We start from the raw sequence: 25618 nt of genomic DNA on the forward strand, positions 1-25618 counted from the left end.
ATATGTTAACTCATTGGAATAACGATATTCCTATTTATATTCAGCTTCACCAACAAGTGATTGATCGAATACTCGATGGCTACATAAAAGAAGGTGATGCATTACCGTCTGTTAGGAAAGTTGCATCTGAATATCAACTTAATCCTTTAACAATCTCAAAGGCTTACCAGATGTTGCAGGATGAAAATATTGTCGAAAAACAGCGTGGTAAAGGGCTTTTCGTTAAGGAAGGGGTAATAAACGTAGTGTTAACAAAGGAAAGAGAAGTATTTTTAAAAGAAAAATGGCCACAAATTTTAGTACAGATCACTCGACTAAAGTTATCACCAGAACAATTATTAATGGGGGAGGAAAAGTAATGTCACCATTAATTTCAATTGCTAATTTAAATAAATTTTATGGTCGTACAAAGGTTGTAAATGATGTTAATTTAACTGTATCAGCAGGCCAAATACTAGGCCTTGTTGGTCCTAATGGCGCGGGAAAAACCACTTGTTTACATGCACTGCTTGGCTTAGCTGATTACGAAGGCGAAATAGATGTTTTAGGCCTTGATCCTCGTAAACAACGTGAAGAGATGCTAAAAAAGGTGAGTTATATCTCTGATGTTGCGGTATTACCGAAATGGTTAAAGGTGAGTCAAGCAATAGATTATATGGCAGGGGTTCATCCTAACTTTAATCGAGAGCAGGCATTAGTATTCTTAGCGAAAACAAATATAAAACATAGCGCTAAAGTTAAAGAATTATCAAAAGGTATGGTCACTCAACTCCATCTTGCCTTAATTTTAGCAGTAGATGCCAAAGTCTTAGTGTTAGACGAACCTACCTTAGGTCTCGATATATTAACCCGACGTCAATTTTATACACATCTGCTGGAAGATTTTTATCAAGAAGATCGCTGTATTATTGTGACAACTCATCAGATTGAAGAAATAGAACACATATTAACTGATGTGGCATTTATTCAAAATGGTCATATTGTCTTGGCAGAAAGTACTGATGAAATTAAGCAGCGTTTTAAAATGCTTGCAGTTACATCAGAGCATATTGAACAAGCTCAGCAATTAAATCCTTTATATTCTAATAGTATAATGGGCGTAACCACGATGTTATTTGATGGCGTGTCTATAGAGAAATTAAGTGAATTAGGACGAGTAAATTCGCCAACATTGGCGGATATATTTGTAGGTGTTATGACCAAGGAGACAAATTCATGAATATTTTACAATGGAAAACCAGCTTTATAAAAGAATACTGGGAATATAAAAATTACTTGTTTTGGTTACCGTTAATCATGTCAGTATTAATGATTGTTATACCAACGGTGTCGTTTATATTAAAGGATACTTCTGGCACTCAATGGTTAGAGTTATTCAAAAACTTGTCTATGACAACAGACTCGCCGCAGTTGGCTAGCGCTTTCTATAAATTAACGATGGGTATATTTGTGCCCTTTACGGCAGTCGCTATCATTATACAGTTGTATTACTTTTTAGCGTGTTTATATGATGAGAAAAAAGACACTTCTATTTATTTTTGGCGTTCTTTACCGGTAGCTGATAGCACAACGGTGATAGTGAAATTATTAACGGGGATGTTATTTATTCCGGGTATATTGTTATTTGCAGCTACCATAACATTGGCTGTATTTTTATTAGCCGCTTTAGTGTTGACTATTGTACTCTCAATTGGTTTTGATATTTCATTGTGGGCGGCGTGGTTAAATGCTGAAATTATTTCAGCGATCTTTTTTGCATGGCTAAACTTAATACCAGGATCACTTTGGTTATTACCTCTATTTGCGTGGTTAATGTTAGCTTCTGTTATTGCCAATAAAGCGCCTTTTTTATGGGCTTTTTTACCTATTATAGCGTTATTAATAATCGAAGTTGTATTAGTTAATTACAGCCTTTTACCTGATTTTTACTTAGCAAAATCACTGAAAGAATACTTTGCTATCTCTGATGAGCTATTATTACAGTATTCAAATGGTGATTTTCAAGTAAGTAACATTAGTGTAAATGTATTATTGGCTAAAATAAGTGTTGTTGGTTTATTTTTAGCGGCTATTTTCCTATATGCCACTTATTGGTTAAGAGCTAACCGAAGCCATGCTTAAAGTCATGGGTTTTTTGAAGTAGTTGAGCTTATTAAACTCATTAAATAGTAGGAACGGGCATTATTTATCATGCCCGTTTTTTATTGCCTTGCTATTGTTTTTATTCGTTTTAGGTTTTATCAGTAAGATATTGTTGATAGTTAGGCGCACCAAAGTAGCGTACTGATTTTTTAAGCGTCACTTTTTTAGCGATGAGTATGCCATCACAATATATTTTAATGACTTGCTTATCACCGTTGCTATCAGAATCATAGCTATGGTTTTCATTTAATCGAAGATCATCGAACTCCGTTTTCATGATGAGTTTCAAAAGGAAACCCCCAGTTTAAAGTTTGTTGATTTCTTTTTGTACGTTATAACCTTCATCAGTAACAATAGCCTCTAAAACTTTAATCCGATCTTCTAAAGAAGATACTTGTTTTTTCAGGGCAATATTACTTTCGTCAGTTTTGCTATTATGCTTGAGGGTACGTTCTTTAAATTCAAGATGCTTTTTGTACATATCAATCATTACACCAAAGCCAACTGAAATAAAGACAATGAGTACAACCATAGTGGTACCAGTCATCGTTCGTTCCTTTTATTGTTTTTTATTTTAGAAATTAGTTTAGGATATAGTTTATTGCATTATTTAATCAAGTTATTGAGTTCAAATTTTGCTAAATAGTTATCCATTGTTGAGCGTAGAAGCTTATAAAGCAAAATAGAGCCATCTATTTCTTCTTTTCGGTTTGTTAAGCTTTCAATATTTAATCCTAGGGGTAAGTTATATGGCAATACTGCATCAAGTATTTGTTTTAAGCTGTTATGACAAATACGGATAGACTCAAATAATGGTTTTTCAGCATTTAAAATTCGTAAACTGGTTGCTTCTGGCACACTTACACCAAGCCATTCAATAAATTCGAGGGTTTTAACACTACCACATGGTGAAAAAGTTAAAATAATACGTTGGGGTTTCAGCCCTTGCTGTTTACATTCAATAGCATAACGAGTTAACAGATCAATTGTCGCTTGTGAGTCGTAAATAGCTTGAGAGATGAAAAAGTTACAACCTTGTAAGTGCTTTTCTATTAAACGTTGATGTTCATTACCTTTGCTGGCATGTCGCTCTGCGATGGTTACTCCGCCAATAAAGAAGTCATTTTTGTTATGAACTAAGGTGTGATACGCCTCCGCTAAAGGTAAACTAACCTGATTATTTTTAGACGGGCTGCCCACTAATACAATATCTCGTACTCCGTATTGATCCCACGCGTCGTCTGCCCATTGATTAAAGGTAGCCGCGTTAGATTGTGTGACACTTTTATAAGTGATTACAGGGCGTGAAGATTTTTTATTAAGTAATGCCGAGTAATGACGAGGATCATGTGTTGATTTAAAAGGAAATGGGCGAGGTTTATTAGTGCGTGAATTTTCATCTTGAATGTCATAAACAATTAAACCATCAAAGTCGATATCACTAACACGCTGTAGTAATTTATCGGCAATAGTGTCAACTTGCTCTAGTGGTGTATCACTTTTAGGCGGGGTGGTGCCAATAAAGTATACGCCACGGGTATTGTCGTTATATCGAGCTCTAAGTTCTGAATCGTTAATCACTGTTGTCTTCTGTATGCTATGAACGTCTAGATGGCTATACTAGCATTTAAAATAATAAATGGTACGTCTTTTTTATAATAAATTGACGTATATATCATTAATTAGTAATTAAAAACGGGATTAATTAGCTAGGATTGTTAATAGTTACCGAGAAAAATTCAACGATAGAAACTTATTATGCGTGGTGAATATTTTCGATGGCTCTTATTATTTCATCCTTATTTTTAAGGAGCTTTATTTGGTTAAATAATTGCTCAGCTTCAATAAATCTTAGCTTGAGATAACGTAACCATTGTTTGACACGACTTGAGAAATAGTAGCTTTTGTCTCCACTAAGCTCTAAAACAGCAAAGTGTTTAATTAATTCGCATAAATCAGGCCATGTCATTGGTTGATGATTGAGTTTAATAACATTTGCAAGGTTTGGCATGGCTAAGGCCCCACGGCCTAACATTAAATTATGCGTACCAGACTCTTGAATGCATTGCTCTGCATTCTCTTTTGTCCAAATTTCTCCATTAGCGAATAGCTCTATTGGGTATTTTTTACTGATTTCTCCAATTAAGTGCCAATATGCAGGCGGACGATAGCCATCTGATTTTGTACGTGCGTGTATTGTTAATTGATCAGCTGAAGCAGAAACTACAGCACTCACAATTTCATCAAGTAAACTATTATCATCAAACCCTAATCGAATTTTAGCTGAAACTTTAGTACCCAAAGGAACCGCTTGTTTTACGGCTAACACTATTTGATAAATCTCGTCAGGTGTTTTTAATAAAATAGCCCCACCTTTACTTTTATTTACCGCTTTAGCTGGGCAGCCAAAGTTTATATCAATACCATGAGAGCCCAATGATATGGCTTTAATCGCATTTTCTGCCATCCATTGCGGGTGTTGTCCCAGTAACTGCACTCTAATCGGCGTATTATTGCGGGTAAATCCATTATTTTTTAGTTCAGGACAAATTTTATGATAAATATGAGTAGGTACTACTTTTTCAACGACCCGAATAAATTCAGTGATACAAAAGTCGTAACAATTAATTGAAGTAAGCATTTCACGCATTATTGCGTCAGCCACACCTTCCATAGGCGCAAGTACAAGTTTATTAACTTTGGGCATTGTGCTTACCGATACAAATAGGGGTATTAAACATATTAGTCGCTATAGAATGGAATTATGTATTACACTTGTACTAACTCTTAATAAATTTCAGGTGAAATTTATTTCTTTACAGAAAGGTCAATATAAGAAGCTATGAATTTCATTAGTGATTATATTAAAAATTTAAAAGGAAAACATGATGAATATGATTAAAGTTACAAAGTCTTCACTTGCTGTTTTATTAAGCGTTTTTGCATTAGTTACAACGTTAAGTACTTCTGCTCAAGCTGAGACTAATCCATTTGAATCTCAAGGTATTATGACAGTTGCCAGTCAAGAAGACACAGCAAAGAGTAAATGTGGCGAAGGCAAATGTGGCGAAGCTAAAATGAAAAGCAAAGCTAAAGAAGCCAAAGGTAAGTGTGGCGAAGGCAAATGCGGCGAAGGGAAAATGAAAAGCAAAGCTAAAGAAGCCAAAGGTAAGTGTGGCGAAGGCAAATGTGGTGAAGCTAAAATGAAAAGCAAAGCTAAAGAAGCCAAAGGTAAATGTGGCGAAGGTAAATGCGGCGAAGGGAAAATGAAAGCAAAAACTAAAAAGTGTGGTGGTTAAGCTAGTCGCTAATTAACGTATGAAATTAATTGAAGCCATCTGTAAACAGATGGCTTTTTTGTTTATAAAATTGATATTTATGGTATTGCCCTAACATAGTATTGAAGAATTCTAGATATTAAAGGTAAATTATGAAAAACGTTGTCATTACAGGTGCTAATAGAGGAATAGGCCTTGCGCTTGCCAAATTATTTAAGCAACAAGGGGACAATGTACATGCACTTTGTCGTAAAAATTCAGCGGCGTTATCTGACTTAAATGTTAATGTGATCACTGATGTAGATGTAACTCAACCTCAAGGTTTAAATAAAATGGTTGAATCGCTAGAAGGCATTAATATAGACGTATTAGTGTGTAATGCGGGAATATTAAGAGATGAACAATTAGGTACTATCAACTCATCTACGATAAGAGAGCAATTTGAAGTTAATGCCTTAGCACCTTTACTAATAGCTGAGGCTTTGTATAAACAAATTCCACCGTTAGGTAAAATAGCGATGATTACCTCACGCATGGGCTCAATAACGGATAATACATCAGGCGGAAGGTATGGCTATCGTATGTCTAAAGCGGCTTTAAACGCGGCGGCTATGTCACTTGCCAATGATCTTGCTCCAATGAAAATTTCCGTTGGTATTTTTCATCCTGGTTATGTTCAAACTGATATGGTTAATCATAGCGGTGATATAAGTGCAGATGATTGTGGACAACGCTTGGTTGGCCTTATCAATCAACTTTCTCCGAACGAGACCGGTGTATTTAGACATTCTAATGGTGAAGTCTTACCTTGGTAAACGTTTGATATTTAAAGCTCCTTTTAAATATCATAAGATACAAGGAGCTTTTAATTTTGCTATTGATTAAACAGGCGAACGATTAAGTCAGTTTCTTTGCAAAAAAGTCTAATGTGCGTTGCCATGCTAAATCAGCACTTTCTTTATCAAAACGTCCTGTAGAGTCATTATGAAAGCCATGATGCGCATTTTTATACATATGCATTTCATAAGGTACTTTATATTTTTTTAAATCTTTTTCATATTTAGGCCAAGATTTGTTAACGCGCTCGTCTAACTCCCCTAATTGAATTAAAAGAGATGCCTTAATGTTTTTTCTAAGATCTTGTGCTGCCGGAGTCCCATAAAAAGGAACACCTGCTAATAACAAATCTGACTCTACTGCGGCCAAATAATTAACCATATAACCACCAAAGCAAAAACCTACTGCGCCAAGTTTACCATTACTTTTAGGATGACTTTTTAGATACTTAGCTGCCGCAACAAAGTCATGTTCAATTTTTGGTCGCTCTAATGTTCTTTGCATCGCTCTGCCTTCGTCATCATTGCCTGGGTAACCGCCAAGTGGAAATAGGGCGTCGGGTGCAAATGCGAGAAAACCGGCTTTAGCTAAACGTCTAGCTACATCTTTCACATAGGGGTTTAATCCACGATTTTCATGAATAACTAAGACAACGGGTAAAGGACCTACTTTATTTTGTGGGGTAACTAAATAACCTTGGCATTTACCATGGCCTAGAGGTGAATTGAATGCTTCATAGGTGGCTTTTATGTCATCATCATTAAATGATACCTGTTCTGCGAGTGCATAATTGGGTAATAGCGCGGCGGTTAGTACACTCATCGAATACCCAACGGCGACTAGTGTGCCCAATTTTGTCATAAAAGATCTGCGATCCATACCACCATGAGCATAAGCATCGTACCAATCAAAAGCTTCTTGCGGAATATCTTGTTTTAATTTTTGTGACATAGTGCTTCCTTTAATTAAAAATTATCATGCTAAGTTACTATCAGTTTAGCGTCTATTTGCATTTTTTAAATAGAGATTTTAGTTATATTATTGTTAACATTAAGTATACAGATACCGAGCAGCATTTAATTCTAAATTGGTATAAGCTGAGCTTGAAAATATAGGGTGGATTAATTGAATACAAATTATCATCAAATCTGGCAAACAGTACAACTAATTCCAAAGGGAAAGGTCGCTTCTTATGGGCAAATAGCTGACTTAGCAGGTTTGCCTAATCGAGCAAGATTAGTTGGGAAAGCATTAGGCTTTGTACCTGACAATGGTTGGAATAATAAAGCGGTTCCTTGGTATCGAGTCATTAATTCACAAGGAAAAATATCGCTTCCAATTGGAAGTGATGCTTTTGAACGGCAAAAAAGTTTACTTCAAGACGAGCAAGTGGTGGTAATAGGAGCAAGAATCAAACTAGCCGAATTTCAGTGGCAGCCTGACCTTGCTGAACTCTTATTTCAATTAAAGTTTTAGCCTTAAATTAACGCGTTTATAAGCAAGAGGTTCTTCCACCATCGACTGGGAGATTAATACCGGTAATATAGCCAGCTGAAGGTGATGCTAAAAAAGCGGCCGCATAAGCAAACTCTTCTGGTGTTGCAAAGCGCCGCATAGGGATAACGGCTTTTTCATTGTTGGTTGCTTGTTCTACAGAAATATTTTGTTTCTTTGCTTTACCTTCAATAATGGCATCGAGTCGGCTGGTAGCCGTAGCGCCTGGAAGTACATTATTAACGGTTATACCAAACTCTCCTAATTCATTGGCAAGTGTTTTTGCCCAACTTGCGACAGCACCACGAATTGTATTTGATACACCTAACCCAGGTAAGGGCTGTTTTACTGAGGTTGAAATAACATTAATGATTCGGCCATAGGCTTGCTGTTTCATATATGGAAGAAGCGCTTGAACTAAATGGTGGTTTGAAACTAAGTGTAGGTTAAATGCATCGATAAAGTTTTCAGCATCAGCAACGTTCGCTAGGCCAGGGGCTGGACCGCCGGTATTGTTTATTAATATTTCATAACCACCGCTTTTTCTTACTTCAGCATTGATCGCTGATTTAACTTCTTCAGGCTTACTGAAGTCTGCAATTAATATTTTATGTTGCTGATTTTTTGAGGTATCTAAAATAGTTAAAACTTTTTCAAGTGAAGCTTTGTTGCGGGAGAAAAGAGTCACATTTGCGCCTAATTGTGCAAGTTCTATTGCACAGGCTTTACCAATTCCTTGGCTGCTTCCACAAACGAGCGCAGATTTATTGGTTAAATCAATATTCATTTTAATTGCTTCTTATATTTACTTTCTACCATGCGGTAGTTTTAACACAATTAAACTCATAATGTCAGAAGCTTAAATAAAAAAATTAAAGAGCTCATAATAAGTTTTGACAATTCAAACAGGTGTTTCATAATGCTAGTCTTAAATGTTAAAAATCTTAGTTTTACTATCGGAGTAGTTGAATTTTATGGCAACCTTACCATCGGGCGTATATGTTAAAGGTTCAGGACCTGCTGTTGTTTTTTTGCATTCATCATTAAGTACCGCCAAGCAATGGGTGCCACTGATTAATATAATAAAAGATAAGTTTACTTGTATTAATATTGATATTTTAGGTTACGGCAATGCAGAAAAGGTAACCGATGAAGCTAATTATAATTTTGATGTCGAGGTAACACGCATTCGACATATTATTAAAACTTGCATTGGTGATGAGAATTACCACCTTGTAGGGCACTCTTGTGGTGGTGCCATTGCTTTGAAGGTAGCCTTTGAAGCACCGCAGAAATTATTGAGTTTGTCTTTATATGAGCCTGTTGCATTTCATCTTCTCGCTCAAGGGTCAATTGAGAGACAAGAGGCGTTTAGCTTTTCAGAGAAAATAGCCGGCCTTTCAAATGAAAACGCTGCGCAAGTATTTACAGATTTTTGGAATTATGATGGCTTCTATCTAAGCTTACCGTCTAAAGTACAGGAAATGATGGCTACAGATATGCAAAAGGTTAATTTAGATTTTAAAGGACTTACTTGTGAACAATATCAACTTAATGATTTAAGTGTTATTACTTGCTCCGCTGTTATTTATTCCGGAACACAAAGTCCACATTTAACCCAGTTTCTCGCAAAAACTATTGCAGAGGCTTTGCCTAAAGGAACACTATGCGAACTAAAGGCAGGGCATATGGGGCCTATTGATAAAGCGGAATTGGTATTAACAAAAATCGCTGAAAATATTGTATCAATGAATTGATAACATAAAAAAGCCCAACATTACTGTTGGGCAAAAAACATATAAGGGAGAGAAATATTGTGAAGGTTAATTTTTTCTTTCTAATAAACTTTTACCGTTAATTGCTATTTTTCTTGGTTTTAAAGCTTCAGGTATTTCTCTTTGTAAATCAATATGAAGCAGGCCATTTTCCATAAAAGCACCAATGACTTTTACATGGTCACCTAACTGAAATTTACGTTCAAAGCTTCGTTCTGCAATGCCTTGGTGTAAAAATTTTCGTTCAGATGTGTCTTTGCTAGCGGCTTTAGTGCCAGTAACAATCAGGTTGTTATCTTTAGATTCAATTTCTAATTCGTTTTCAGCAAACCCTGCTAAAGCCATGGTGATACGGTATTGATCATCGGCTAGTAATTCAATGTTATAAGGAGGGTAAGTTGATTGTTTGTCAGCACGTGAGGCTTTATCCATCATACTAGCTAAGTGATCGAAACCAATAAATGAACGGTAAAGTGGGCTGAAATCTGTATTTGTACGCATAATTCATATCCTATTTGTTTAGCAATATAAAATGTTATTTATATCCGTTAAACCTAAATTAGTGTCCAACATCAATTAGTTGCGACGATTATGGTTTACTGAATATAAAAATTAGTGCCTTTCATTACGAACAGGCGGTTAATGTAATCCCACTAGGGCGACTACATAATTAAAGATGGGATTGAACAATAAAATTTCAAGAGAAAAATTAAATTTATTTTATTTCTTTTTTTATCTTATTGAATAATAAAGGTAAATAATTACCTTTATTATGGGAGATTTTGTTGATTAACTTTCTGGGGATTCGAGTGTCTCAGATGAATTACTACTTTGATCCGGACTTAAGGCTTTTAATGTGGCTAACGCCATATCGTAATCTGGATGGTTTGATATATTAGGCACTAACTCTTTATAGGCTATTTTTCCTGATTGGTCGATGATAAAAATGGAACGAGTTAGTAACCCCATATCTTTTATAAGAATGCCATATTTAGTGGCAAAATCACGCCATACACTATCAGAAAGAACCGTGATTTTATCTATGTTTTCAGCCTTACAAAATCGTTTTTGAGCAAAAGGTAAATCATTACTGATGGTTAAAATTTGAATGTCTTTGGGCAGTTTTACGACTTCTTCATTAAAGCGTTTAGTTTGAATCGAGCACACACCAGTATCTAGACTTGGTACCGCAGAAATTAGGATTATTTTGCCTGTATAATCGGATAAATTGACAGGAATAAATGATTCATTCACCACTCTAAACATAGGGGCGTCATCACCTACATTAACTTGATTGCCTAGCAGGGTAATAAACTTTTCTCCCGCTTTAACTAAGTTGTTAGTTTGCGGCAGATCTTCATTTAACAATGAGCCTGCTAAAGCATAATTACAGCAGAGAGTGAAATAGGTGAGTGACAATAATTTAGATATTTTCATAAAGGGTACTATGTTTGTTGTTTATTGATTTAGCTTAACGCCCAATAAAAAAAAATGCTATATAATAGTGTCTTATTTCAAATTTTAGCTATTGTTATAGTTAAGAAAAATATTTTTAATAGATAATTCATTTATACGGTTTTAAAGAAGTTATAACTATGCCAACACCGCTTTTAATTTGTGATGATTCCAATATGGCGCGAAAACAAGTCGCGCGCTCTTTACCTGACGGCTGGGATGTCGATATCAGTTTTGCTACTAATGGCTTAGAGGGAATTGAAGCGATTAAGGCTGGTAAAGGGGATGTGTTATTACTGGATTTAAACATGCCCGTTATGGATGGCTATCAAGTCTTAGAAACGATTGTTGCTGAAGATTTACCTACATTGGTTATTGTTATTTCTGGTGACATTCAACCCGAAGCTCATCAACGAGTGACAGGATTAGGTGCTTTAGACTTTATTAAAAAGCCAGTTAATAAAGAAAAGTTAACCGAAATATTAGCCGCTTATGGCATTTATAATGCGGCAAACATTACCGAACAAGAACAACCTAAAGATATAAAAGTCCCTGACATTGTTATTGAAGATAAAACCGAAGAAGGAGTTTTAAAACCATTAATTAAAGCAAGCCCGCCGATAGTTGAGGAACTACATGATAAAAGACCACAGTTGGAACAGCTTGAGCCAGATATACGTGATTGTTATCAAGAAATAGCTAATGTAGCTATGGGCCAAGCAGGGGATTTATTAGCGAGATTACTGAAAGTTTTTGTGGTGTTACCAATTCCTAATGTGAATTTAATTGAGGTAAGTGAATTAAGTATGGCGCTTTCTGCTATTGAAATGCATGAGAGTACATCAGGTATATGCCAAGGCTTTATCGGTGCGGGTGTGTCTGGTGAAGCATTATTAATTTTAAATGATTCAAGTTTTAAAGATGTTGCTTCTTTGATGAACTATCAATATGAGGTTGATGAAAGTACTGAACTTGAATTATTAATGGATCTAGCGAATGTGTTAATAGGCGCTTGTCTTAATGGGGTCTCTGAGCAACTTGATATGCCATTTAGCCAAGGCCACCCAGTGGTTTTAGGGCAACACCGAAAAATATCAGAACTGATTGCTTATAATGCGAACCGATGGCGAAGAACCTTAGCTATTGAAATTAGCTACAGTATTGAAAATTACTCGATAAAATGCGACTTATTGTTGCTTTTTACTGAAGAGTCTATGAACACTTTAAATAACAAATTAGCGTACTTGTTGGATTGATTAAATATGTCGTTAGAAACAGAACAAATTAATGAGTTACATTGGTTGATGGAAATGCTGCACACCATCGATGTAGGGCTAGTTGTATTAGATAGAGAATATAATATTCAAATCTGGAATGGTTTTATGGAAAACCATAGTGGCTTATTACCCAGAGAAGTAAAAGGTAAAGGTGTATTTAATTTATTTGATGAAATTCCAAAAGATTGGTTTATAAGAAAAGCTGAATCTGTATTCTTATTAAAAAATAAAGCGTTTACTATTTGGGAGCAGCGCCCTTACTTATTTCGTTTTCAAAATTATCGCCCCATTACTGGGACGGCTGATTTCATGTATCAAAATACTACTTTTATCCCTTTAATGTCAGCGACAGGAGTTGTTACGCATTTATGCTTAATTGTTTATGATGTTACTGATATAGCAATCCATAAAACCGAATTAGAAAGGGCCAATAAAGAGCTAGCTATATTAAGTCAAACAGATGGATTAACAGGGTTATTTAATCGCACTCACTGGGAAAGTTGTTTGCAAGGCGAATATAAACGTTGGTTACGCAGCCAGCATGCTAGTTGCTTAGTAATGATAGATATAGATGGCTTTAAAGAGGTAAATGATACCTATGGGCATATGGTAGGAGATGAAGTTATTCGCCATATATCAGGTCTTATTCGACACCATGTAAGAGAAACTGATGTGTCAGGTCGATATGGTGGTGAAGAGTTTGTGATTTTACTAGCTGATACCACATTAGAAAACGGAAAAGTATTTGCTGAGCGTTTAAGACAAGAGATAGAGGCTTCTGTTGTTAAATATAACGATATTGAGGTGAAATATACGGTGTCTTTAGGGATTGCTCAAATAAACCCTAGTATTGATAACTATGAGGCATGGATTGAGTGTGCTGACGCCGCTATGTATATGTCAAAACAAGCGGGTAAAAATACAACAACACTATACCCAAACGCAACTTCGTAATAACCACTTATCGGCAGACATAAAAAGCTCATACACCTTTGCCTTATTGGGTGAATGAGCTTTTGGTTATTTATATAAATAAGTTGTGATTAATTGTAGTTAATTAATATTAAATACTTGTTTGCCATTGACCCAAGTACCTAATACTTTTATTTTCCAAATGTTTTCCTCTGGCATGTTAAAATAGTCATCTTCAACTAAAATAAAGTCCGCTTTTTTACCTTCAGCCAAACTGCCAATAATATTTTCCTGATGTCCTGAATATGCTGCATCTATAGTGAAACTTTTGAGTGATTCAAGCCGTGTCATTTTTTCTTCTGGAAACCAACCATTTTCAGGGGTGTTAGCATGGTCTTGACGTGTTACTGATGCGTGTAAACCAAAAAATGGGTTAGGAGATTCTACAGGGAAGTCGGACCCTGCGGCTATAACTGCATTGGCATTTAATAATTTGCGCCATGCATATGCGCCTAAGATACGTTTATCTCCAATTCTTTCTACAGCCATATTTTTATCGCTTGTTGCATGAGTCGCTTGCATAGAAGCGATTACGCCAAGTTGATCAAATCTTGGAATGTCTGATAATTGTAATATTTGTGCATGTTCAATGCGATGGCGAAGTGCTTGACTCTCAGTTTTATCAATTAATTTTTCATATAAATCAAGTGTTAATGTATTTGCATTGTCACCTATCGCATGAGTATTTACTTGAAACCCTGCCGTCATGGCTGTTTCAATATATTTTGATAAATTAGCTGAGCTATGGAGCAAAAGGCCTTTATTTCCTGCATGATCAGAGTAATCCTCAATCAATGCTGCGCCACGACTCCCTAATGCGCCATCGGCTTGAATTTTTACACTATTAAATAAAAACAAATCATCTTGGCTTTTATAAAGCCCTTTATCTAGCGTGTCTTGCCATTCAGGGCTAGGAAGGTACAACATGGCATTTATGCGAATTGGCATTTGATTACTTTGAGCTAATGACTTATATAAAGCTATATCACTACTATCAACCCCAGCATCATGTACGCTTGTTAACCCCATAGAGACTAGGCTGTGCATTGCTTTTTTAAGTGCAATTTTTTTATCTTCAGAGGTTAGTGGGGGGATCGCAGCCCCAATTAAAGCCATTGCATTATCAATAAATACACCTGTTGGTCGTCCTTTAGCGTCTTTAATTATTTCGCCACCATCAGGAGAAGTTGTTTTAGCTGTAATTCCAGCTAATTCCATGGCTTTGCTATTGGCCCAACCTGCGTGACCATCAATACGTTTTAACCAAACGGGTTGGTTTGGAAATACAACATCAAGAGTTTTAGCTGTTGGAAAAGTATTTTTTTTCCATTGCACTTGATTCCAGCCTCGACCATGTATCCAATCTAGGTCAGGGTTCTTTTTAGCATATTCTAGAGTGCGCTTAACTGCTTCTTCTTCACTTGTAGTGCCAACCAAATCAACGTTAAGTAAACTGAGGCCGTAGCTTAATACGTGACCATGGGCGTCGATCAAACCAGGTAATAAGGTTTTACCTTGACCGTTAATAACAGTTATATTTTCATCTATTATTACTTTGTCATTTTCAAGATATAACTTGTCAATTTTATCATTGGTAAATTGAAGAGCATGAAAAGATTTTAGTTGTTTATTTTCTATTGAGTAGCCTTTGATATTACTAATAATAGTGGTATTTGCTATTACATTGGTAATATAAAAAAGTAATAATATTGGAATTATTTTTGATAGCGTCATTGTTTTAGCTGCTTTTATTTAACGGTATCTTAAATATTAGCATGGAATTAAAGTAAATAACGTTTTAGTACAATAGTTATGATTTGTCTGTGTTTAGTCGACTAAAGAAAAATAAAACCAGTAAGTACATTAATACCAATAACCATGTAATGTAAGGGGCTATTACTAGGTAAGGCGTTTTTCCTTTTACTAGCTCAACTTTTCCTTTTAATACTAACTCTTGAAATTGAGGTATTTGATTTTGAATATTCCCTTGGTGATCAATAATGGCCGTTATACCATTATTAGTACTTCTTAATACAGGGCGAGCAAACTCTAGCGCACGCATACGAGCAATTTCTACGTGCTGATGAGGACCATGAGAGTTACCAAACCATGCATCATTACTTACGGTTAGGATCATATCTGTTTGTTCTGTAAAGTTAGCTGCAAGTTGTTCAGGAAATGCTATTTCAAAACAAATTAATGGGAGGATATATAGATCTTGCGCGATAAGGTTTTCTTGAATATAGCTGCCCCTAGAAAATGAAGATTGAGCTAAGTTAAATAATGGCGCAAGGGGGCGCAATATATCTCCAAATGGTACAAATTCACCGATGGGTAATAAATGATGCTTGTAATAACGATTATTGTTGTTATAAAAGTAGCTTCCTTGAGTATCAGACCTTTGTTTTTTTCCTAAAACAATCAAACCGTTAAATGACTCTCGTGATTCAAAGTTGTAATTAAGAATACCAGTAATGATAGTGCTTTGATTGAGTGCAGCAGAACGATTAGCAATATCTAAAAATTCTTGTGTTGTCACAAGAGGCTCAAGGCCTGTTATTGCTGATTCAGGCCAGATAATTAAATCTGCATCATAGCTATCTTTTGTTAAGGTGAGATATTTCATCATAGTTGGCCATTCTTGATCTTTATCCCACTTTAAACTCTGTTTAATATTGCCTTGTACTAACGCAGTATTAATAGACTTTCCTGTTAATAGCCCCCATTGTTGGAAGTTACTCCAGCCTAGAAATGAAAGCATGATTAATAAACTAATGCTAACCTTAATACGATAAACTGATTGAAACCACTTAACGGCTAATACACTAAATAATATGATGAAAAAGCTTATACCTACTTCACCTATAATAGGTGCTAGGGGGGCTAAAGGGCCATCTATTTGGCTATAACCTATTGATAGCCATGGAAAGCCGGTAAGAAAGTTGGCTCGCATCCATTCAGATAATAACCATGCTGCGGGAAATAGAAATAAATTGAGGGTATTATTTTTATTGAGCTTAGCGCTAATGTAGCATGCTATGGCTGGAAAAATCGCGAGATAAGCCGCAAGTAACAACATGAGTAATAAAGAAATAAAGAGCGGTGTGCCACCAAATTCATCAATACAAACAAATACCCAGCTAATACCGCTTAAAAACCATCCTAATCCGAAATAAAACCCATGTTTTAATGCGGGTTTTGTAGAAATAAACTGTATTTTATATAGCCAAAGTGGAAATATAATTAATGTTATCCACCATTGAGAGAAAGGGGCATAAGCAAATAATAAACAAAGTCCTAAAATAAAGCTTTGTCCGTAAACTTTAAGCTCAGAAAAGGAAGGTAACTTTATAATAGACTTTGTCATTATGTATATTCTTAAAACCTAACAATAAATTAAGGTTAGTCAGTAATTCTACCTAATATTTGATGGTCTTTAGGAATAGTGACTTGAATGGTTTGAATTCTACGATTGTTAGCCGATGTGATTTTAAACTCAAAATCATCAATTACAATTACTTCACCTTTTTGAGGCATATGTCCAAATTTATGTAAAATAATTCCACCTAAAGTATCTGCATCATCTTCATCGAGTCCGCAGCTAAAGTATTCGTTAAAATCAGGTAATTCAATTAAGGCTTTTACTTGATAAACATTACCCGCTAACGGCTTTATGCTTTCTTCACTTGCGTCATCAGTTTCATCTTCTATTTCACCAACGATTAGCTCTAGTATGTCTTCAATGGTAACTACACCTGAAACTCCGCCATATTCATCGACAACAATCGCCATATGGTATCTTTGTGAACGAAATTCTTGAAGTAAAGGCTCTACTTTCTTACTTTCAGGAACAATGATCGCAGGGCGAATAACTTGTTCAAGTGAGAACTCTTCATTTTTTTGGTTAAAACCGTAAGCAAGCAAGTCTTTGGCTAGTAATATGCCTTCAACATGATCTAGATCTTCTTTAATTACTGGAAATCGAGAGTGCCCAGACTCAACAATAATCGGTAAAGACTCTTCAAAAGGGTCGTTAATATCAATAGTCACTATTTGCGAGCGCGGTATCATTATATCCCGTACACGCATATCTGAAACTACAAGTACACCCTCAATCATGAGTTTAGTTTCAGGTTTTATTAAGTCTCGGTCTTCAGCGTCGTTTAATACTTCAACCAGTGCATCTTTCTTTTGCGGTTCTCCTGTAAATAATTCAACAATTTTATTTAAAATTGATTTATTCGAAGAACCGTTACTAGAGTGAGGGTTGTCATCGCTCATAGAGCTTTTTATCTTCCTGTTATTGAACAATAGCTGTTTAGTTTGGAACTTAAACTGACTATTTTCAAGTTATTTTCAATAATTATCATCTAAGCCTGTTTAAGTGGTTTAGATGGCGTATGGGTCATTAATATTTAGCTGTGAGAGTAAAGAAACTTCTAATGATTCCATTTCTTCTGCCTCACTATCTGTTATATGGTCATAACCGAGTAAATGCAAGCAACCATGTATAACTAAATGAGCCCAATGATCTTTTAGATTCTTATTTTGTTCCATTGCTTCTTGTTTGACAATATCCGCACAAATAACTAAATCACCTAGTAAATTAAGCTCTATACCTTCTGGTACTTCAAAAGGGAAGGACAGCACGTTAGTGGGTTTATCTTTTTGGCGATATTGTGAGTTAAGTTGTTGACTCTCTTCAATATCAACGATACGGATAGTTAGTTCAAATGCTTTATTGTATTGTGTTAACGCGCAGGAAACCCAAGTTAAAAGTTCATTTTTGCTGGGTAAATCTAAGGTATCTGATGCAATTTGAACATCTAGGTCAATGCTCATGTTTATTGCCTTGGTGGTCTTTTTTTGCCTGTGCTTTAAGTAAATTCGTCTTTTTTTCGTAGGCTTCGTAGGCGTCAATAATTCGGGCTACTACAGGATGTCGAACCACATCTTTTGATTGAAAAAAGTTAAAACTTACACCTGGAATTTCTTCAAGCACTTCAATTGCGTGCCTTAACCCTGACTTTTGCCCTCTAGGTAAATCAACCTGAGTAACATCACCTGTAATAACTGCTTTTGAATTAAACCCTATGCGTGTTAAAAACATTTTCATTTGTTCAACAGAGGTATTTTGACTTTCGTCTAAAATAATAAAAGCATCATTTAAAGTTCTACCACGCATATATGCTAAAGGAGCAATCTCAATTACGTTTCGCTCTATTAGTTTTTCAACTTTTTCAAAACCTAACATTTCAAATAAAGCGTCATAAAGAGGTCGTAAATAAGGATCTATTTTTTGGGATAAATCTCCTGGCAAAAAACCCAACTTTTCACCAGCTTCAACAGCTGGTCGAGTTAATAGAATACGACGAATTTCCTGTCGCTCGAGTGCTTCGATAGCACATGCTACAGCAAGATATGTTTTACCTGTTCCTGCAACCCCAACTCCAAAACTAATATCGTTTGTTAATACATTATGGACATAGGCTTGTTGATTAGGGTTACGTGGCTTAATTACACCTCGTTTGGTTTTAATGGTCACCATTTGTTGGTAGTCAGTATCAACTTTACCTGGAGCTTGCTCAAGTATATTGGTACTTAAGATTGCTAGGTGCACCATTTCATCAGTGATTAACTTGGCTTCGCCTTTTACCGTTGCCGTTTCAACATATAAATCAGTTAATAATTTTGCAACTGCAATGGTTGCATGGCTTAGACCAACAATTTTAAATTCGTTACCGCGATAACTTATTTCAACCCCTAAACGTTTTTCTATTGTTTTAAGGTTGTCATCCATAGGGCCGCACAAATTGGCTTGTCGATTATTATCAATCGGCTCTAATGTGATTTTTTTATGAATATGCTTACTCAAATTATTATCCAGTATTTTTCATGCTATGGTGTTTTTAAACTTCAACATTAAGGTGTAAAAGTTTCTACACCTAAGCTATCTTTATTATCTTCAGGTGTCCGGTGGTGATTGTTTGCTAAAATATCTGCAGGTGAAAGTGCTATTCGTAATCCCATTTCATTTTCAGTACGAACTAATGAACCACGGAGCGAGTTTGCATAAACATCAGTGATTATTACATCAACAAACTGTCCAATGACAGAGTGCGGGGCTTCAAAGTTAACAATGCGATTGTTTTCAGTTCTGCCTCTTAATTCCATTGGGTTCTTTTTAGAAGGTCCTTCAACTAAAATACGCTGTTCAGTATTTAACATTTGTCTAGCAATACGCAAGGCTTGCTGACTTATACGGTCCTGCAATAATTGTAAGCGCTGCTTTTTAGTTGCTTCACTAACATCGTCGGGCATATCTGCTGCGGGAGTTCCTGGGCGAGCACTGTAGATAAAGCTAAAGCTTAAATCAAAATCAACAGCTTGGATTAAATCCATTGTAGCTTGAAAATCATCATCTGTTTCACCTGGAAAACCAATGATAAAGTCAGAAGACATACAAATTTCTGGTCGAGCTTTACGCAGCTTACGAATTTGTGACTTATATTCTAAAGCAGTATGCCCACGTTTCATTTGTACAAGAATTCGATCAGAGCCGCTTTGTACCGGTAGGTGTAAATGACTGACAAGTTCAGGAACATCTTTATAAACATCGATAATGTCATCAGTAAATTCAACAGGGTGAGAGGTGGTATAACGAATTCTATCAATACCATCTATCGTGGCTATTAAACGAATAAGATCAGAAAAACGACAAATGCTATCATCGTGCATTTTACCGCGATAAGCATTTACGTTTTGTCCTAGTAAATTGACTTCACGTACACCTTGCTCCGCTAATTGTGCTATTTCATATAACACATCATCTAAGGGACGGCTTACCTCTTCACCACGTGTATAAGGTACTACACAGAAAGTACAATATTTACTACAACCTTCCATGATAGAAACGAAAGCCGTTGCTCCTTCAGCTTTTGGTTCAGGTAATCGGTCGAATTTTTCAATTTCAGGGAAACTTACATCAACAACGGGGTTATGATCTCCAGTAACTTGTTGGATCATTTCGGGTAAACGGTGTAAAGTTTGTGGACCAAAAACCATATCCACAAATGGTGCGCGTTGACGGATAGCGTCGCCTTCTTGAGATGCAACACAACCCCCAACTCCAATTAATAAATCAGGATTTTTATCTTTAAGGTTTTTCCAGCGACCTAATTGGTGGAATACTTTTTCTTGTGCCTTTTCTCTGATAGAACACGTATTGAGTAAGATAACATCCGCATCTTCAGCTTCTTGTGCTAATTCAAATCCATGGGTGGAATCTAACAGTTCAGCCATTTTTTGCGAGTCGTACTCGTTCATCTGGCAGCCCCAAGTTTTGATGTATAACTTTTTACTCATTAATACTTGCCTAAAATTTATTCGATAAAGATAAAAAAGAGGCGTATTTTACTCTTTCTTCTTCCTTGAGGCTAGTGAAACTAAAAATAGTTAATCAATATTAAGAAATTTGCATTAATGGAATAGAAATGACGAGCTGACTGCCTTGATTATTTTCAGTAAACGTATTAACTGATGCTGAATGTTTATTAGCGATTTGGCGAATATAATACATTGCCATATCAAAGCTAACTTTACTTTTGAAGTGCGTAAAACTATCACCGTCATCAGTAATGGTCAGCCATATTTTTTGTTTAAACTCTTGAAGTGATACTTTAAAGTTTCGACCATTTCCATTTAAGATCGCTGAGATAATTGCTTCGTAAATCATAGTGTAAATGTCAGACTGTAATTCATAACCGAGTTTTTCTTCATTAAGTTCATGATTTACATTTATATTGATATGATATTTTTTATGAACAAAATCAGAAAAATATGGTAATGCTATGGTTAATGAGTTTCCATAAAGGTTATCTGGCACTTTAGTTTGAGACTTATCTGAAAGCTCGTTAATTGACTCTTGCAATAGCTCTTTTATTTTTAGCTGTGTTTGATTAATTTCTACTTCGCTATTTGGCGGTATTTTCTCACATAGACTTAATACATGAGATAAGTTTCGACTAACATTTAATGCGCTTTTTCCTCGTAGTTTAATATCATCTGTTAATAGCCTATGAATATGGCTGATTGATCTTCCTCTCAAATACAATAACCAAAACGAAGTTAAAATAAATACAGCAATACATACTGCATAAAGTACCCTTAATTTTGGTGTCCAGTACCAAGGATAAGCTACATGAATTTGAGTAAATGCCTTTTTATTACTCCATTGACCTAGGCTATTTGTTCCCATGATTGTGATATAATAGCTCCCAGAAGCTAAGCCGGTAAGTGTTAATTGGTGTCCATTAATTGGATGCCAAATACCATTGTTGATTTGATACTTAAAAAGTTTGCTTTGACCTGAACGATAATCTAATGAAGCAAGATCTAGTTGAATTACATCGTTTGCTGATTCAATGTTAATTTCTTTATTGAGTAAAGATGACAGTCCTGAAACAGTAGTCTTACTGATAAAAATATCAGGATCAAAGTTAGTTGTACTTTGAAGAGGAATAGAAAGTACTCCACCATAGTGAGCAATATATACCGTATTTTGAAAAACGACAGGCTCACTAGTAAAACTAAACTTTTCAGTATTTGGGGCTAAAAGTATTTTTTGTGTAGTTGGCGTTATCCTAAATAATCCCTTTCTCGATGGCGCCCAAATTTCTTCATCGATAAGCTTTGCTTTACCAAAATTAATGCCTGTGCCAAATTGATTTAAAATCTCTCCAGAGTAATTTAGAACAAACACACCATTACTTTTTGAAAAAGCAAACACCTTATTTTGTGTATTAATTAGCGACACTATTTTACTTGAACCGGGCAAGTTAATGCTGGTGATAGATTTTGTCATTTTGTTGTAAATATCAATACCTGCCGCTGTTGCTAGCCAAATATTATTTTGTACACCTACGCTACCTATAATTTCTGCAGAGCTAAAATTATATGACTTATCAATAGCTTGAATTACTTTATTCTTAATATGATCGTAGATAATAAAACCATTTCCATCTGTGGCTAAATATAAGAGATTATCAATTAAGCTGATATCAAGTAATAGCTGGTCATTTTCTTCGAAAGGTAGCTTGAACAGTGAGTTATTTTTAGTGCTGTATTTCCACAAACCGCCGAATGTTGCAATGAATAAATCGTCGTCGACTCGTTGTAAATCAGTGATACGTCTATTCTTACTTTTTAATTTAGCTTTAATCCCATCGGAGAATAATTGACTAGTATTATCAAAAGTATGTAAACCATCGCCATAGCTACCTAGGACAATTTCATTATTGTATCTTTCAAGCTTTATAGAGTTAATTTGGGTATTAAAATAAAACGACTTATTACTAACATGTTGTGATGATACTTTATTAACTCCTGAGCCACTAAAGTACCAGATAACATCTGAGTTATCATGAAATATTGTATTAACGCCTAAAGCGAGAATTTGCGGAAAGTCATGTGTTATTTGTGCTAAATTTGGGGTGAATTTATGAATATTGCCATGTTCATCTAGTATAAAAAAATCATCATTATTGTGTGCTTTAGTTATCGCTTTAATATGATAGTCTAGACTTTGTTCTTTTATTAAAATATTGTCTTTATAAGTGCTTAACTTTTTGTTGCCAGCAATAACCAATGTCTCTCCTATACTTTCTACATCAATTATTGGTTGTTGTACTATCGTTGTATATCCTTGGCTTGTTAACCTATTTAAAGATGTGTTGTTAAAAAAATAAATAGAATCTGTTGTTTTTACAAAATCTCGTACTTTAGGGGTATTGACTAAAATAGTTGTATCTTTAGTGAATTCATCAAAAAGATAAATATTGTCTGAAAAGATATAAAACTTACCTTGAAAATACGTACTACGATAAACGCTATTATCGTTAATTGTGACATTAAGTTGTGTTGAAATACCTGAATTGGGATCAAACCACCAGACACCTTTAGATTCTGTGCTTATTAATAATTTATTATCTAACAGTTCAATATCATGAGTCCAAGTAAAAGGAAGCTTCCACTCATTGCTGTGATTAGAAAAAGTTAATAATTCTTCTCCATCGTAGCGAGTTAACCCTTGTTGGCCTGTTAACCAAATAAACCCATTACTATCTTGGCTAATGCTTTCTACATTTGTCAGAGTTGATAGCACAGAATGTTCAATAGCATGAACCAATGAGGCATTGAGAACTAGTGGTGACAAAAGCCACCACAATAAAATATGTTTAATTTTATGTAATACTTTTAGGTGCAATATCTTTTGGGTGTACTTCGCCCCCACACTTTGCATAAGTATTTGGTACTGAGTTATTATCTTCTGGTTTTTGAACCAAGATATAAGTCGGTTTACGTGGATCATTTTCTTCTTGTTTTTCGTTCCATGCTTTTCTGATGTTATCTGCGTGAATTTTGCCATATTTAACTTCAAAAGCTGTAGCAATCATTTCAACGCCAAAATCGTCCATGACCATTATAGAATTGTTATGGTAGCCACTATTGGTATCAAAATCTATATCAACGGTTAATATTTTATCGCTTGGTAATACTAAGTCGGCACGTAACTTAGCAACCACAGCACGATCTTTATGCGCTTTTAATTGGGTTAAATTTGGTTTTTCGGTGAAGTCATAAATTAAATTAATATCTTTTTCAACGCGTACTTCTTTATGTAATGCAGACATAATCTTTCCTTAATTATATTGTTGCGCTTTCAATTTAAGCGGATTTTAGTATAACTAAAAATTTATTTTTGGCTAGGGCTATTTATTTAATTTAAAAGTGATTTGTAAAGGATAATCAATCAAAGATATATTGGCTTTAATCTCGATAATGAGTGAAAGGTTCGTTAGAATGAGCTTAATTTAATTGATTATAGATCTATATAGAGATGGCGTGAATGAAAACCTTTGATTGCATTATTATTGGCGGAGGAATGGTTGGAGCATCAAGTGCCTTATCTTTAGCTCAACTCGGGTTAAAAATCGCTGTAATAGAAAAAGTTGAGCCTTTTGCTTTTAGTATAGAACAAGCATTTGATTTACGCGTTTCAGCTATTTCATTATCTTCACAATATCTGTTAGAAAGCATAGGAGCTTGGCCTTTAATTAAGGGGATGAGGAGCTGCCCATATCAACGGCTTGGTGTTTGGGAACAAGAAAAATCTTACATCGAGTTTAATGCTGAAAATATTTCACAAAGTTATTTGGGGCATATAGTTGAAAATAGAATTATACAACTGGCTCTATGGGAAAAAATTAAAACCAATGAGAATATTGAATTATTTTGCCCTGAAGCTGTGAATAAATTTGATCAAAATGAAAGTGAGGTTTTAGTTAACTTAGAAAGTCAGGTAATTAAAGGCAAAATTCTGATTGCTGCTGATGGCGCTAATTCTGTTATACGACAGCAAACAGGGATAGGCATTACTGGGTGGGATTACGGACAAGCCGCAATGTTAATTAATGTTGAGACAGAATATCCTCAACAAAATATTACTTGGCAACAATTCAGGACAACAGGCCCAGTTGCTATGCTACCTTTAGCAGGAAATAATGCATCTTTAGTTTGGTACAATAATAAGTCAGAGGTAAATCGTTTATCTTCATTGTCCAATTCTCAATTATGCTTAGAAGTTAATCAGCAATTTCCAGAAAAACTAGGACATATTAAGCAAGTAATAGCCAAAGGCGCTTTTCCGTTAACACGACGACATGCCAACCATTATCAACAGGGACAGGTAATACTTATTGGTGACGCTGCACATACAATTAACCCTCTAGCAGGACAAGGTGTGAACTTAGGTTTCAAAGATGTTTTAGCGTTAAAGAATGTTATTGCAGAAGCCATTGGAAATGGTGAAATGTGGCATAGTGAGCTGGTTTTATCTCGATATGAGCAATTGCGCCGTCCAGATAACTTATTAATGATGACAACTATGGATGCTTTTTATGGAGTATTTAGTCATTCATCTAATTTTGTTAAATCATTTCGTAATGCAGGATTATCTTTTATCAATAAATCATCACGTATAAAAAATAAAGCGCTAGCATATGCATGCGGAATTTGATGTGAAAATATAAATAATTATGCGTATTTGAATATATAGATGTTATTGGGAAATTCAAAAGAAAGTGGCAGGGGTAAGAGGATTTGAACCTCTGAATGACGGGATCAAAACCCGCTGCCTTACCGCTTGGCTATACCCCTACAAGTAAACTGTAGTCATGTTACATTAAAAACTTTCATGATATATCAGAAAAAGAAAGTGGCAGGGGTAAGAGGATTTGAACCTCTGAATGACGGGATCAAAACCCGCTGCCTTACCGCTTGGCTATACCCCTGCAATGTAACTTACTTTCACAACTTTCGTTGTNGCAAT

At 35.3% G+C, this 25618-nt stretch carries 26 protein-coding genes and 2 tRNA genes; 10 read left to right on the plus strand and 18 right to left on the minus strand.

Annotation, left to right across the window (positions count from 1 at the left end; genetic code table 11):
- Positions 1 to 2 precede the first annotated feature (2 nt).
- The 3 genes from IE155_RS06220 to IE155_RS06230 are packed head-to-tail and all read left to right on the plus strand — an operon-like array spanning position 3 to position 2121.
- On the plus strand, positions 3 to 359 hold the full coding sequence (locus tag IE155_RS06220; RefSeq protein WP_189377369.1) for a GntR family transcriptional regulator: 357 nt from the start codon (positions 3 to 5) through the stop codon (positions 357 to 359).
- A complete protein-coding gene (locus IE155_RS06225) occupies positions 359 to 1219 on the plus strand; it encodes an ABC transporter ATP-binding protein (protein ID WP_189377371.1) in 861 nt (286 codons plus the stop codon). Before IE155_RS06220 ends, IE155_RS06225 begins: the two co-directional genes overlap by 1 nt.
- Positions 1216 to 2121: a hypothetical protein gene (locus tag IE155_RS06230; protein ID WP_189377373.1), complete on the plus strand. Its 906-nt coding sequence runs from the start codon at positions 1216 to 1218 to the stop codon at positions 2119 to 2121. The genes IE155_RS06225 and IE155_RS06230 overlap by 4 nt, the downstream gene beginning before the upstream one ends.
- A gap of 109 nt (positions 2122 to 2230) precedes the next feature.
- Here IE155_RS06230 and IE155_RS06235 read toward each other — a convergent pair whose 3' ends face one another.
- The 4 genes from IE155_RS06235 to IE155_RS06250 form a co-directional block, all read right to left on the minus strand.
- Positions 2231 to 2431 (minus strand): hypothetical protein, encoded by a 201-nt coding sequence (locus IE155_RS06235; protein WP_189377374.1) that lies wholly within the window; start codon positions 2429 to 2431, stop codon positions 2231 to 2233.
- A 15-nt stretch (positions 2432 to 2446) separates the two neighbouring features.
- Positions 2447 to 2689, minus strand: coding sequence for a hypothetical protein (locus tag IE155_RS06240; protein ID WP_189377377.1), 243 nt, complete (start codon positions 2687 to 2689; stop codon positions 2447 to 2449).
- Between the two features lie 59 nt (positions 2690 to 2748).
- Entirely contained in the window at positions 2749 to 3723 is a 975-nt protein-coding gene (locus IE155_RS06245; RefSeq protein WP_189377379.1) for a methylenetetrahydrofolate reductase, read from the minus strand.
- Between the two features lie 175 nt (positions 3724 to 3898).
- Positions 3899 to 4849 carry a tRNA-dihydrouridine synthase gene (locus tag IE155_RS06250; protein WP_189377380.1) on the minus strand — a complete coding sequence of 317 codons (951 nt, stop codon included), beginning with the start codon at positions 4847 to 4849 and terminating at the stop codon, positions 3899 to 3901.
- A gap of 178 nt (positions 4850 to 5027) precedes the next feature.
- On the opposite strand from IE155_RS06250, the gene IE155_RS06255 reads away from it, so the two are divergent.
- Entirely contained in the window at positions 5028 to 5441 is a 414-nt protein-coding gene (locus IE155_RS06255) for an HvfA family oxazolone/thioamide-modified RiPP metallophore (protein WP_229817091.1), read from the plus strand.
- Positions 5442 to 5572: 131 nt separating this feature from the next.
- Positions 5573 to 6235 (plus strand): SDR family oxidoreductase, encoded by a 663-nt coding sequence (locus IE155_RS06260; protein WP_189377384.1) that lies wholly within the window; start codon positions 5573 to 5575, stop codon positions 6233 to 6235.
- 82 nt (positions 6236 to 6317) lie between these two features.
- On the opposite strand, the gene IE155_RS06265 is transcribed toward IE155_RS06260, so the two are convergent.
- Positions 6318 to 7208: a dienelactone hydrolase family protein gene (locus IE155_RS06265; RefSeq protein WP_189377385.1), complete on the minus strand. Its 891-nt coding sequence runs from the start codon at positions 7206 to 7208 to the stop codon at positions 6318 to 6320.
- 174 nt (positions 7209 to 7382) lie between these two features.
- Here IE155_RS06265 and IE155_RS06270 point away from each other — a divergent pair, with 174 nt between their 5' ends.
- Positions 7383 to 7733, plus strand: coding sequence for an MGMT family protein (locus tag IE155_RS06270; protein WP_189377386.1), 351 nt, complete (start codon positions 7383 to 7385; stop codon positions 7731 to 7733).
- Positions 7734 to 7749: 16 nt separating this feature from the next.
- On the opposite strand, the gene IE155_RS06275 is transcribed toward IE155_RS06270, so the two are convergent.
- Complete coding sequence (locus IE155_RS06275; protein ID WP_189377387.1) at positions 7750 to 8538, minus strand: SDR family oxidoreductase; 789 nt, start codon at positions 8536 to 8538, stop codon at positions 7750 to 7752.
- 187 nt (positions 8539 to 8725) lie between these two features.
- On the opposite strand from IE155_RS06275, the gene IE155_RS06280 reads away from it, so the two are divergent.
- Complete coding sequence (locus tag IE155_RS06280; RefSeq protein ID WP_189377388.1) at positions 8726 to 9508, plus strand: alpha/beta fold hydrolase; 783 nt, start codon at positions 8726 to 8728, stop codon at positions 9506 to 9508.
- 66 nt (positions 9509 to 9574) lie between these two features.
- Here the strand turns inward: IE155_RS06280 and IE155_RS06285 are convergent, their stop codons facing one another.
- Positions 9575 to 10027, minus strand: coding sequence for an Hsp20 family protein (locus tag IE155_RS06285; RefSeq protein WP_189377389.1), 453 nt, complete (start codon positions 10025 to 10027; stop codon positions 9575 to 9577).
- A 288-nt stretch (positions 10028 to 10315) separates the two neighbouring features.
- On the minus strand, positions 10316 to 10963 hold the full coding sequence (tpx, locus tag IE155_RS06290) for a thiol peroxidase (protein WP_189377390.1): 648 nt from the start codon (positions 10961 to 10963) through the stop codon (positions 10316 to 10318).
- Between the two features lie 158 nt (positions 10964 to 11121).
- Here tpx and IE155_RS06295 point away from each other — a divergent pair, with 158 nt between their 5' ends.
- Together IE155_RS06295 and IE155_RS06300 are read left to right on the plus strand one after the other, a co-directional pair.
- Positions 11122 to 12237 (plus strand): response regulator, encoded by a 1116-nt coding sequence (locus IE155_RS06295; protein ID WP_189377391.1) that lies wholly within the window; start codon positions 11122 to 11124, stop codon positions 12235 to 12237.
- Positions 12238 to 12243: 6 nt separating this feature from the next.
- Positions 12244 to 13212: a sensor domain-containing diguanylate cyclase gene (locus tag IE155_RS06300; RefSeq protein WP_189377392.1), complete on the plus strand. Its 969-nt coding sequence runs from the start codon at positions 12244 to 12246 to the stop codon at positions 13210 to 13212.
- Positions 13213 to 13311: 99 nt separating this feature from the next.
- On the opposite strand, the gene IE155_RS06305 is transcribed toward IE155_RS06300, so the two are convergent.
- From IE155_RS06305 to IE155_RS06340, 8 genes are all read right to left on the minus strand, one after another.
- On the minus strand, positions 13312 to 14964 hold the full coding sequence (locus IE155_RS06305; RefSeq protein ID WP_189377393.1) for an amidohydrolase: 1653 nt from the start codon (positions 14962 to 14964) through the stop codon (positions 13312 to 13314).
- Positions 14965 to 15040: 76 nt separating this feature from the next.
- Complete coding sequence (gene lnt, locus IE155_RS06310) at positions 15041 to 16597, minus strand: apolipoprotein N-acyltransferase (RefSeq protein ID WP_189377394.1); 1557 nt, start codon at positions 16595 to 16597, stop codon at positions 15041 to 15043.
- A gap of 35 nt (positions 16598 to 16632) precedes the next feature.
- On the minus strand, positions 16633 to 17511 hold the full coding sequence (locus tag IE155_RS06315) for a CorC family transporter (protein WP_189377395.1): 879 nt from the start codon (positions 17509 to 17511) through the stop codon (positions 16633 to 16635).
- A gap of 108 nt (positions 17512 to 17619) precedes the next feature.
- Positions 17620 to 18072 (minus strand): rRNA maturation RNase YbeY, encoded by a 453-nt coding sequence (gene ybeY / locus IE155_RS06320; RefSeq protein ID WP_189377396.1) that lies wholly within the window; start codon positions 18070 to 18072, stop codon positions 17620 to 17622.
- Entirely contained in the window at positions 18062 to 19105 is a 1044-nt protein-coding gene (locus IE155_RS06325; RefSeq protein ID WP_189377397.1) for a PhoH family protein, read from the minus strand. Before IE155_RS06325 ends, ybeY begins: the two co-directional genes overlap by 11 nt.
- Positions 19106 to 19152: 47 nt before the next feature.
- A complete protein-coding gene (miaB, locus tag IE155_RS06330; protein ID WP_189377398.1) occupies positions 19153 to 20595 on the minus strand; it encodes a tRNA (N6-isopentenyl adenosine(37)-C2)-methylthiotransferase MiaB in 1443 nt (480 codons plus the stop codon).
- Between the two features lie 100 nt (positions 20596 to 20695).
- Complete coding sequence (locus tag IE155_RS06335) at positions 20696 to 23443, minus strand: sensor histidine kinase (protein ID WP_189377399.1); 2748 nt, start codon at positions 23441 to 23443, stop codon at positions 20696 to 20698.
- Positions 23444 to 23471: 28 nt separating this feature from the next.
- Complete coding sequence (locus tag IE155_RS06340; protein WP_189377400.1) at positions 23472 to 23921, minus strand: hypothetical protein; 450 nt, start codon at positions 23919 to 23921, stop codon at positions 23472 to 23474.
- Between the two features lie 215 nt (positions 23922 to 24136).
- On the opposite strand from IE155_RS06340, the gene IE155_RS06345 reads away from it, so the two are divergent.
- Complete coding sequence (locus IE155_RS06345; RefSeq protein WP_189377401.1) at positions 24137 to 25306, plus strand: FAD-dependent oxidoreductase; 1170 nt, start codon at positions 24137 to 24139, stop codon at positions 25304 to 25306.
- A gap of 65 nt (positions 25307 to 25371) precedes the next feature.
- On the opposite strand, the gene IE155_RS06350 is transcribed toward IE155_RS06345, so the two are convergent.
- Together IE155_RS06350 and IE155_RS06355 are read right to left on the minus strand one after the other, a co-directional pair.
- Positions 25372 to 25446, minus strand: a tRNA-Gln gene (locus IE155_RS06350).
- Between the two features lie 59 nt (positions 25447 to 25505).
- Positions 25506 to 25580: transfer RNA gene (locus tag IE155_RS06355), tRNA-Gln, on the minus strand.
- Positions 25581 to 25618 lie beyond the last annotated feature (38 nt).

The sequence above is a fragment of the Thalassotalea profundi genome (assembly GCF_014653195.1).
Lineage (GTDB): Bacteria > Pseudomonadota > Gammaproteobacteria > Enterobacterales > Alteromonadaceae > Thalassotalea_B > Thalassotalea_B profundi.

What these genes read in the sequence shown, in the direction of transcription:
- IE155_RS06220 (WP_189377369.1), top strand. Translation starts at nt 3, where the DNA reads ATGTTAACTCATTGGAATAACGATATTCCTATTTATATTCAGCTTCAC.
- IE155_RS06225 (WP_189377371.1), top strand. Translation starts at nt 359, where the DNA reads ATGTCACCATTAATTTCAATTGCTAATTTAAATAAATTTTATGGTCGT.
- IE155_RS06230 (WP_189377373.1), top strand. Translation starts at nt 1,216, where the DNA reads ATGAATATTTTACAATGGAAAACCAGCTTTATAAAAGAATACTGGGAA.
- IE155_RS06240 (WP_189377377.1), bottom strand. Translation starts at nt 2,689, where the DNA reads ATGACTGGTACCACTATGGTTGTACTCATTGTCTTTATTTCAGTTGGC.
- IE155_RS06250 (WP_189377380.1), bottom strand. Translation starts at nt 4,849, where the DNA reads ATGCCCAAAGTTAATAAACTTGTACTTGCGCCTATGGAAGGTGTGGCT.
- IE155_RS06255 (WP_229817091.1), top strand. Translation starts at nt 5,028, where the DNA reads ATGATGAATATGATTAAAGTTACAAAGTCTTCACTTGCTGTTTTATTA.
- IE155_RS06260 (WP_189377384.1), top strand. Translation starts at nt 5,573, where the DNA reads ATGAAAAACGTTGTCATTACAGGTGCTAATAGAGGAATAGGCCTTGCG.
- IE155_RS06265 (WP_189377385.1), bottom strand. Translation starts at nt 7,208, where the DNA reads ATGTCACAAAAATTAAAACAAGATATTCCGCAAGAAGCTTTTGATTGG.
- IE155_RS06275 (WP_189377387.1), bottom strand. Translation starts at nt 8,538, where the DNA reads ATGAATATTGATTTAACCAATAAATCTGCGCTCGTTTGTGGAAGCAGC.
- IE155_RS06280 (WP_189377388.1), top strand. Translation starts at nt 8,726, where the DNA reads ATGGCAACCTTACCATCGGGCGTATATGTTAAAGGTTCAGGACCTGCT.
- IE155_RS06285 (WP_189377389.1), bottom strand. Translation starts at nt 10,027, where the DNA reads ATGCGTACAAATACAGATTTCAGCCCACTTTACCGTTCATTTATTGGT.
- tpx (WP_189377390.1), bottom strand. Translation starts at nt 10,963, where the DNA reads ATGAAAATATCTAAATTATTGTCACTCACCTATTTCACTCTCTGCTGT.
- IE155_RS06295 (WP_189377391.1), top strand. Translation starts at nt 11,122, where the DNA reads ATGCCAACACCGCTTTTAATTTGTGATGATTCCAATATGGCGCGAAAA.
- IE155_RS06300 (WP_189377392.1), top strand. Translation starts at nt 12,244, where the DNA reads ATGTCGTTAGAAACAGAACAAATTAATGAGTTACATTGGTTGATGGAA.
- IE155_RS06305 (WP_189377393.1), bottom strand. Translation starts at nt 14,964, where the DNA reads ATGACGCTATCAAAAATAATTCCAATATTATTACTTTTTTATATTACC.
- lnt (WP_189377394.1), bottom strand. Translation starts at nt 16,597, where the DNA reads ATGACAAAGTCTATTATAAAGTTACCTTCCTTTTCTGAGCTTAAAGTT.
- IE155_RS06315 (WP_189377395.1), bottom strand. Translation starts at nt 17,511, where the DNA reads ATGAGCGATGACAACCCTCACTCTAGTAACGGTTCTTCGAATAAATCA.
- ybeY (WP_189377396.1), bottom strand. Translation starts at nt 18,072, where the DNA reads ATGAGCATTGACCTAGATGTTCAAATTGCATCAGATACCTTAGATTTA.
- miaB (WP_189377398.1), bottom strand. Translation starts at nt 20,595, where the DNA reads ATGAGTAAAAAGTTATACATCAAAACTTGGGGCTGCCAGATGAACGAG.
- IE155_RS06340 (WP_189377400.1), bottom strand. Translation starts at nt 23,921, where the DNA reads ATGTCTGCATTACATAAAGAAGTACGCGTTGAAAAAGATATTAATTTA.
- IE155_RS06345 (WP_189377401.1), top strand. Translation starts at nt 24,137, where the DNA reads ATGAAAACCTTTGATTGCATTATTATTGGCGGAGGAATGGTTGGAGCA.